An 8182-nucleotide genomic window follows, 5' to 3' on the forward strand; every position below is an offset into this window, starting at 1 on the left:
CATTATAAATAATACTGATCCTTCATTTAGTGAGTTCTGTCACATCAAAAACATGATCTTATGCATACTTAATTGCTTGGAGGTAATCTTTTGAAAGAGTTAATCGGAACATGTCATTCTTGTTCAAAAGAAATTTTCTGTTTAGAGGGATTTTTTAATGGAGTAGTTACAGATGAAAAAAGAATTTATTGCTTTGAATGCTATGCAACGTTAAAAAGCAACACCGACAATCCGCAAATGAATTAATGCGGATTTTTTTTATATTCATTCACAAAATTGTCATAATGAGAATGGTTTTCATTTATAAACTATGACACGCATCACATTTATAACAGGATTCCACTGTTACAATGTAGTTAAATAATAGGAATGATAAAGAAAGAGGCGATTAATCATGGCACAAAAAATCGTTGAACTGGATGTTCGAGAAGATTTAAAAAATAAAATTGAACCATTTCAAAAAATTATGGATGCTGTAAAAGCGTTAGAGAAAGATGATGTTTTTATTTTGCATGCACCATTTAAACCAGTACCTTTATTTGCGGTATTAAAAGCAAAGGGCTTTACTCATGATGCAGAAGAAATCGAGAAGAAACATTGGAAAGTAACATTTACTAAGAAAAATTAAATGAAAGAAAGGGGATTTATTATGATTCTTGATAATCGTGGGTTAGAACCTCCTCAGCCAATGATGCGTACTTTGGCTGCATTAGAAAATTTAAAGGAAGGTGAAGTTTTAACAATCATCAATGACAGACGACCGATGTTTCTATATGAACAACTTGAAGAATTAGGTTACCAACAGCGAACAGAACAACAAGAAGACGGAAGTTTTAAAATTGAAATCTTCCGTTAGGAAGGTGAAGAAATAATGTTTCCGCAAAATTTAGGGAGTGAAACTAATATTAAACTCCCCTTTTCATTTATTCTTTTTAGTTTAGCCGCTCTTGTCTTTTCACAGTTCATGTTACTTATTGACGGTCAACTAATCGCAAACGGTAGTTTCAGAATTCCACCCATTTGGTCAGTGGCCCATTTATTAATTCTTGGATGGGCATTAATGGTTGCCATGGGGGCAATGTATCAACTAGTACCAGTTGCATTCTTAACAAAAATATGGAATGAAAAATTTGGGTTTATCCAATTTTTTGTTACAGCAGCAGGTATCACTAGTTTTTCTTCTATGCTATATTTGTCTCCTCATTATGCAATGATTCCTGGAATTCTTACACTTGTGGGGATACTTATGTTTTTATTTCAAATGATGATGACACTAAAAACACAAAAATCCCCCAATATTTTAACTGCCTTTGTTGGCTCTGCATTAATTTGCTTACTCTTAACAATTGGTTTAGGACTCACATTACTATACATGATGAATGCAGGTACTGGTTCAGAATATTATACTTCCATATTTAAGAGTCATTTGTTATTAGGATTAGCAGGCTGGTTTACCCTCTTAATTTTTGGATTTTCTTATAAAATGGTGCCCATGTTTTCACTTTCCCATGGTTATCCAATGACCCAGGCTAGATATGTTTATGGAATGTATATCACAGGATTATTGATTACACTCATTTCCTTTTTCAATGGTCAATATTTCTTGTTCATAACTGGTTTTCTTCTATTATTTATCGGCTTTTCTACTTTTAGTTGGCATATTAGCATCATTATCAAAAAAAGAATGAAGAAAAAATTGGATAAACCATTTCTGTTTGCATTAGTTGCCATTGGATTCGGAAATCTCATTCATCTAACTGCCTTAATTTTACTTTTAATAAGACAATTTGAAAATTTAGCAGGTCCAATTATCTATACCTATATTTTGCTTTGGATTGTACTAAGTATTGTCGGATATTTATATAAAATTGTTCCTTTTCTATGGTGGACACATAAATATAGTAAGGATATTGGTAAAACAAAAGTTCCTACCTTAAAAGAGATGATGAATGAGAAAATAATCTCTCCAATTCTTTTTCTATTTATTGTTAATGTTTTCATCGTATTTTTTGCGATTATATTCAAACAAACTATATTTTTTACTATTGGACAATTTTTACTTTCTATTACATTCATTATCTTTGCCATTTCTATTGTTAATGTTCTAAGGAAATAAAGGGGTGTTTTATATGTGTTTAGAAGATAAAATTCTTGAAGCATTAAAAAGTGTTTATGACCCAGAATTAAGTATAAATGTAGTTGATTTAGGTTTAATATATCAAATAAATATTTCCGATGAAAAAGATGTTACCATCAACATGACCTTAACAACACCTGGTTGTCCACTCCATAACAGTATAACAAGTGGAGTCCGTCATTGTGTAGAAGCGATTGAAGAAGTTAAGAACGTCAAAGTGAATCTTGTATGGCAGCCTGCATGGTCACCGGATAAAATGACTGATGAGGGCCGCAGAGCATTAAGCAGATAGAGAAAAAAAGAGGGTATCCACCCTCTTTTTGTTTTATTCTAAACCTTTTCTGTAAATTTCCATTCTATCTACTCGTATTCCGCGCAAGCGAATCCACCTTCCAAACAATTGAGTGAGAAAAATATAGCCTAAAACTTTGTGCAAAAAGTAGATTGTTCCTTTTCGGAAGATTTTTGTCACCACGACCAATGTTACGAAGGAAAAAGGAACTTATATATACAAAGTGGCCATAGAACCTTTATAACGCTTCTTATGTAAAAAGAAATGACACAAAAAGAATCCGTGTGACATTGAATATTTAGAAACAATAACTCATCAAACGTTTGTATCCATAAATTATTAAAAATAGAGGCTAAAATCCTAAAAAGCCGCTTATTGGGACCTTTGGGGCCAGCCCTATTCGATATCATTCACTACTGGACAAGTCGGCAATACGTTGAATATTTTTTCAACAACTTCAGATTCAATATTTTTATCCATTAATATATGAATTGTACCTTGATCTTTTTCACTTCTGATCAATCGGCCAATTCCTTGACGAAGACGTAATAACATGTACGGCAAATCTACTTCAGAAAATGGATCTATGACCCCTTCCCTTTTTGCTGTAAAGACAGGGTCATTAGGTGGGAAAGGAAGGGAATAAATCAAAACATTTTCTAGTGATCTTCCAGGTATGTCGAGTCCTTCCCATAAATGGATAGAACATAACACTGACTGTTCTTCATTTTGAAATTTGGAAACGAGATTACTAATTTCCTCATCTCCTTCAAAATATATTGTATAAGGGAGTTCTGCTTTTAACCTTTCCTTGACTAATTCCATTTCTTCTTTGTTATTAAATAGAACCAAGGCTCGTCCCTCTGAATAACGTATGTTTTCAATCAAATAATGGATTTTCTTGTCATTATTCCCTTCTTTAAACTTCGTAACAAATATCTTCATTTTTTCTTCATAATCAAACGGGGAATCAACAGAAAAAGATAAATAATCAATTGCGCCCAAGCTTTTGGCAATATAGTCAAATTTCTTCTGATTTGACATTGTCGCCGATGAAAAAATATAGGGCTTTTTATATGAAAATACTTCTTCTCGCATAAATTCTTCTACCATCCTTGGCATGATAACCAAAGTTCGTTCCCCGCCCAGTTGTTCAAACCAGGAAATCCCCTTAATATCTTGAAGAAAAAGAGAAAGTGAATAAGTAATTTGGTCTAAATATTCCTCAACAATTTTTAAATCATATTCATTAATGACATACATTTCACTTTCAAACACTAGCTCCTCTTCCAGTTCTTGAAGAGTGGTCAAAAGCTGGGAGCAGTGTTGGATAACTATGGCGTTTTTTTGAATGGCCTGTTTTTCAGAGCCGGTGTTGGTTGAAAATTGAGCGATTGTATCAAAAAACACTTCATTCTCACTTAATGCTTTTTCAATGGTATGTAATGTCTTTTCCCGAACATCATTTTCCATTAGCCTTGTAAGCAAGTTTTCAAGCGTATAATCCGTAAATCGGTAGCTTAATGCTTTCTGGGCTGCATATTCCAGGAGGTGCCCTTCATCAAATACAACCGATGAGTGTTCAGGTAGCAACGGAAGCTGTCCTTCACGTATCCTAGCGTTTTTCGTCCAAATATGTTCCATGTAAAAATCTTGAGAACAAATAATCAAATCCTTTGCATGTCGATAATATTCCCGATTTAATGTAAGACCGCATCGGTGGCGTTTATCACATGAAAAACAATCCTGTAGAGGATCCCAGCTGATCTTTCTCCAAGTTTCATCAGATAAGGAAGGATAATCTTTCCTATCCCCATACTTTTCAAACTTTTGCATTGAACCTGTCACGTGAACAAAATCTGGTAATTGTTCATAAATCGATGCCGTTTCATCGAAATCGTCTGCATCTTTCATATGATCGAGTTTTTTTAAGCATAGGTATTGATCTTGGGATTTAGCAAGTCGAACATCGATTTGTAACCCAAGAACCTGTTCCAATTTAGTAATATCCCCTTCTTTTTTAACAAGCTGCTCGATTAACGTCTCGTCCGCACAGGCAATGACCCCAGGCCTATTTGTATAGCGGGCATACATAATTGCATATAAAAGATATACAATTGTTTTTCCTGTACCGACACCAGCTTCGGCAAACATAATCCTTTTGTCTTTAAATGCCTTTTCCAGTTGAAAGGCCATGTAGATCTGTTCGTCACGCAGTTCAAATCCCGCTTCCGGTAAAATTTCATAAAAAATATCACCAATCCATTCGCTAAATTTCTCATAAAATGTTTCATTTTTTGAAATTGTAAATGGCAAACGGTTTTGCATCTTAATCCTCCCCAAAAAAGAATAGCGTCTATAAGACGCTAATCATTTACAGTTTTCACTTATTAATAGGAGGTTTTTTCCCCCAATATTGATAATAGTCTGTTTTAATAAATCCATTAAAAAGCTTTCTTTTCTTCGTAGCCGGTTTTCCATAAAAATGTTCAAAATCCTCATTCGAGGTAAGGATATAAATAGACCAAGTATCTAACTTACTAAATGTTTGACCCATTTCTTTATACATCCGCTCTACGGCAGCTTTCTCTCCCAATCTTTCACCATAAGGTGGATTTCCGACAATTACTCCATATTCTTTATCGGTAGTAAAATCCTTTACTTGCATTTGTTTAAATTGAATTAAATCACCTAATCCTGCTTCAAATGCATTTTGTTGAGCAATTCTCACCATTCTGTGATCTATATCGGATCCAATAATGTCAAGTGGCTGGTCGTATTTGGCCAAATCCTCAGCTTCAGTTCGAACATCATTCCAAACTTTCTCTGGGATCCATTTCCATTGCTCAGAAACAAATTCCCTATTAAAGCCCGGTGCAATATTCTGTCCAATCATTGCAGCCTCAATAGGAATGGTTCCAGATCCGCAGAATGGATCAACAAATGGACGCTCTGGCCTCCAATTAGTCAGCATGACAAGGGCAGCTGCCAGCGTTTCCTTTAAAGGTGCCTCCCCTTGATCTGCGCGATAACCACGCTTATGAAGTCCACTTCCACTAGCATCAATTGTAATAGTAGCTACATCTTTTAATAAGGCCACTTCAATCCGATAATGTGCTCCTTTTTCCTCAAACCAATTTGTTTTATAATGCTTTTTCAATCTTTCCACGACAGCCTTTTTTACAATTGCCTGACAGTCTGAAACACTAAAAAGCTTTGATTTAACAGATTTGCCAATAACAGGAAATTCTGCATCCTCTGGAATAAATTGCTCCCAAGGAAGAGCCTTTGTTCTCTCAAATAATTCATCAAAGGTGTATGCTTTAAATTCACCAACTTTTATTTTTACCCGGTCCGCGGTGCGTAACCATAAATTACTTCGAGCGATCGCATATTCGTCTCCGTGATATGTAACTTTCCCATTTTCTACTTGACAATCATAACCAAGTGCCCGTACTTCTTTTGCAACTAAAGCTTCAAGTCCCATCGCTGCAGTCGCAATGATTTGATATTTTCCCATTGTTTCACCCTTATATTGTATTTATTAGCCATTATTATCTAATTTCCCCAAGCAAATTCAATCCTGTTATACAAATAAAAAGCCCTCCAATATAGGAGAGCTGTAAAAGTTTATCCTATTATTAATAACGTTCTATAAGCCATGTTCTGTTCCTAAGTACTTCAAGCGGCATTTCAGCCTCGTACGAAGGCGGTAATCATCTATCTACAGATTCAAGCGAATCTGTCCTTCTCCTCGTTCATTTCCTCAGAGAAGGTGCCCCTACCATAATTTGGGTTTCTCGCTCGTGGGGTTTACCCGTTCCACCCTTCTCATTTCTAAGAAGGCATCGTCACTGTGGCACTTTTATAGGTAATCATACCATATCCAAAAGGACTTAGGTACTTTCCCAGCCGTCAGCTGGATTAACCAGCTGCCCTAGCTTATGGATTCGCTAGGCACGAACACTACAAGCATCTCAGCTTGTGCGAGCATGGACTTTCCTCTACAATTTGCATACGCTCATTGCAGCGATTACCCGAACGTTATTAACTTTACAATCCATATTATATGTATTTAATGATGATTTTTCAATGGTTATTACTTGGAAATATTAGTATACATTGTTAATCGTATAATTTACTACCAAAAACATGCTTTTCAAGATTGGATAAACGCTTTAAAATGTCAAAGTTTGTTGTTCCAGCAGGTTGTGCAACAGGCTGCCTTTTAGTGGCCTCTTCAAGCTGTTTACGTAGTCTCAAATTTTCCTGCTGAAGTTCTTCAATTTCTTGATGAAACGTTCCATAGTCTTTAATAATTAAATCTAAAAATTTATCCACTTCTTCTTGTTTATAACCGCGAACCGCAGTTTTAAATTCTTTTTCCAATATGTCCTTTGCCGTTAATTTCACTTTATCTGACAGCATTCAAATCACCTCAAGTTTAGCCAATCATTACCTATTATTTTTTCAAAAATATTCGTTTTTGTCAATTTTCAATTACATGGAAGTAAACATCAAAAATCGACTTGTTTCATCTGCTCTTCTTCGACAATCATTTGTAGATCATAAAATGTGATAAGGTCGATAGGGTATTCATTATTTTCCTGATATTTCAATCCTAATTCAAATATATATTTAGGAGTCCCCTCTTTATCCTGATCATATAGCAATAACAGTCCATCTGATTTTTCAATCATAAATTGATTTTTCAAGCGTAATTGCCACGGATTTTCATACTTTTTTTTGGTTACCGAATTAACAAAATCAGCTTGTGCCAAAATAGTATGATACCACTCCTGGTTGTTATCGTTCCAAGATGCTTCTTGTTCTAAAAATGGAGTAATAATCGCCAACTTAAGATCCGGATATTGAACCTTTAGGTCAAGAACAACCTCTGCGGCCCAAAGTTCTGCCCCTAGTTGTCCGCTGATCAATATCCATTCCAAACCTTCATCAATTTTTGACTGCAAAGCCTTCTTAAACGCAGCTTTTATGTAATAAACGGCTGGATCGTTATTTTTAAATATACCTAATTCAAATGGTTTATATCCTGATATGGCTAATACCTTAATCAAGGACGGCCTCCTTAATAAAATTATTGATAATTGGACAAACCTTTTTTTAAATTTAGCATAACATATTAATAAATAATACATGAATAAAAAACAAGGGCTAAATAGCCCTTGTCAGACTGTCGACAAAATCCTTTTTTAAAGGATTTTGTCGACATTTTTTGTATAATTATGTTATAGAATATCGAGGTGATATTGAAATGCTTACTAAAAATACACAAGTAAATCGAGATCAATTAGAAATGATTACTTTAGACCAGCTGGTTCCTGAAAATCACTTGGTTCGTAAGATAGAAGCTGCTATTGATTTTTCATTTATATATAAATTAGTTGAGAATATGTATTCATCTGAACGTGGTCGTCCAAGTATTGACCCTGTTGTATTAATTAAGATGGCTTTTATTCAATATACCTTCGGTATTCGCTCTATGCGCAAAACTATTGAAGAAATTGAAACAAATCTTGCTTATCGTTGGTTCTTAGGTTTTGGGTTTCATGATAAAGTCCCCCACTTCTCAACCTTCGGAAAAAACTATGAAAGACGTTTCAAGGATACAGATCTATTTCAAAAAATCTTCTACCGCATTCTAAAAGAAGCTTCTGATAAAAAGTTGATTAGTGCTGAACATGTATTTATTGATTCTACGCATGTTAAAGCAAGTGCAAATAAACGTAAAT

10 protein-coding genes and 1 other RNA gene are annotated in these 8182 nt (G+C 34.6%); 6 read left to right on the plus strand and 5 right to left on the minus strand.

Annotated features, from left to right (window positions below; genetic code table 11):
* Positions 1–90: 90 nt before the first annotated feature.
* The 5 genes from G4Z05_RS08915 (at position 91) to G4Z05_RS08935 (ending at position 2429) form a co-directional block, all read left to right on the plus strand.
* Positions 91–246 (plus strand): hypothetical protein, encoded by a 156-nt coding sequence (locus G4Z05_RS08915; RefSeq protein ID WP_163251608.1) that lies wholly within the window; start codon positions 91–93, stop codon positions 244–246.
* A 148-nt stretch (positions 247–394) separates the two neighbouring features.
* Positions 395–628, plus strand: a complete 234-nt coding sequence (locus tag G4Z05_RS08920) for a DUF2249 domain-containing protein (protein ID WP_163251610.1) — start codon at positions 395–397, stop codon at positions 626–628.
* A gap of 21 nt (positions 629–649) precedes the next feature.
* Positions 650–856, plus strand: a complete 207-nt coding sequence (locus G4Z05_RS08925) for a DUF2249 domain-containing protein (protein WP_163251612.1) — start codon at positions 650–652, stop codon at positions 854–856.
* A gap of 15 nt (positions 857–871) precedes the next feature.
* On the plus strand, positions 872–2116 hold the full coding sequence (locus G4Z05_RS08930; protein ID WP_163251614.1) for a hypothetical protein: 1245 nt from the start codon (positions 872–874) through the stop codon (positions 2114–2116).
* Positions 2117–2129: 13 nt separating this feature from the next.
* Entirely contained in the window at positions 2130–2429 is a 300-nt protein-coding gene (locus G4Z05_RS08935) for a metal-sulfur cluster assembly factor (protein WP_163251616.1), read from the plus strand.
* Between the two features lie 396 nt (positions 2430–2825).
* On the opposite strand, the gene G4Z05_RS08940 is transcribed toward G4Z05_RS08935, so the two are convergent.
* The 5 genes from G4Z05_RS08940 to G4Z05_RS08960 form a co-directional block, all read right to left on the minus strand.
* Positions 2826–4757, minus strand: a complete 1932-nt coding sequence (locus G4Z05_RS08940) for an ATP-dependent DNA helicase (protein WP_163251618.1) — start codon at positions 4755–4757, stop codon at positions 2826–2828.
* Positions 4758–4812: 55 nt separating this feature from the next.
* Complete coding sequence (locus tag G4Z05_RS08945) at positions 4813–5949, minus strand: THUMP domain-containing class I SAM-dependent RNA methyltransferase (RefSeq protein WP_163251620.1); 1137 nt, start codon at positions 5947–5949, stop codon at positions 4813–4815.
* Positions 5950–6079: 130 nt separating this feature from the next.
* Positions 6080–6474: RNase P RNA component class B (rnpB, locus tag G4Z05_RS08950), an RNA gene on the minus strand.
* Positions 6475–6554: 80 nt separating this feature from the next.
* Positions 6555–6857 carry a cell division regulator GpsB gene (gpsB, locus tag G4Z05_RS08955; protein WP_038535789.1) on the minus strand — a complete coding sequence of 101 codons (303 nt, stop codon included), beginning with the start codon at positions 6855–6857 and terminating at the stop codon, positions 6555–6557.
* Between the two features lie 89 nt (positions 6858–6946).
* On the minus strand, positions 6947–7507 hold the full coding sequence (locus G4Z05_RS08960; protein WP_163251622.1) for an SLOG family protein: 561 nt from the start codon (positions 7505–7507) through the stop codon (positions 6947–6949).
* A gap of 197 nt (positions 7508–7704) precedes the next feature.
* Here G4Z05_RS08960 and G4Z05_RS08965 point away from each other — a divergent pair.
* Positions 7705–8182, plus strand: a 478-nt coding sequence (locus G4Z05_RS08965; RefSeq protein ID WP_205597402.1) for a transposase, incomplete at its 3' end; no start/stop codon positions are given.

Source organism: Neobacillus thermocopriae (assembly GCF_010975035.1).
GTDB lineage: Bacteria > Bacillota > Bacilli > Bacillales > Cytobacillaceae > Neobacillus > Neobacillus thermocopriae.

Excerpts from the sequence above, each read along its gene's own strand:
- G4Z05_RS08945 (WP_163251620.1), bottom strand. The coding sequence starts at position 5,949 with ATGGGAAAATATCAAATCATTGCGACTGCAGCGATGGGACTTGAAGCT.
- G4Z05_RS08925 (WP_163251612.1), top strand. The coding sequence starts at position 650 with ATGATTCTTGATAATCGTGGGTTAGAACCTCCTCAGCCAATGATGCGT.
- G4Z05_RS08935 (WP_163251616.1), top strand. The coding sequence starts at position 2,130 with ATGTGTTTAGAAGATAAAATTCTTGAAGCATTAAAAAGTGTTTATGAC.
- G4Z05_RS08930 (WP_163251614.1), top strand. The coding sequence starts at position 872 with ATGTTTCCGCAAAATTTAGGGAGTGAAACTAATATTAAACTCCCCTTT.
- G4Z05_RS08940 (WP_163251618.1), bottom strand. The coding sequence starts at position 4,757 with ATGCAAAACCGTTTGCCATTTACAATTTCAAAAAATGAAACATTTTAT.
- G4Z05_RS08920 (WP_163251610.1), top strand. The coding sequence starts at position 395 with ATGGCACAAAAAATCGTTGAACTGGATGTTCGAGAAGATTTAAAAAAT.
- gpsB (WP_038535789.1), bottom strand. The coding sequence starts at position 6,857 with ATGCTGTCAGATAAAGTGAAATTAACGGCAAAGGACATATTGGAAAAA.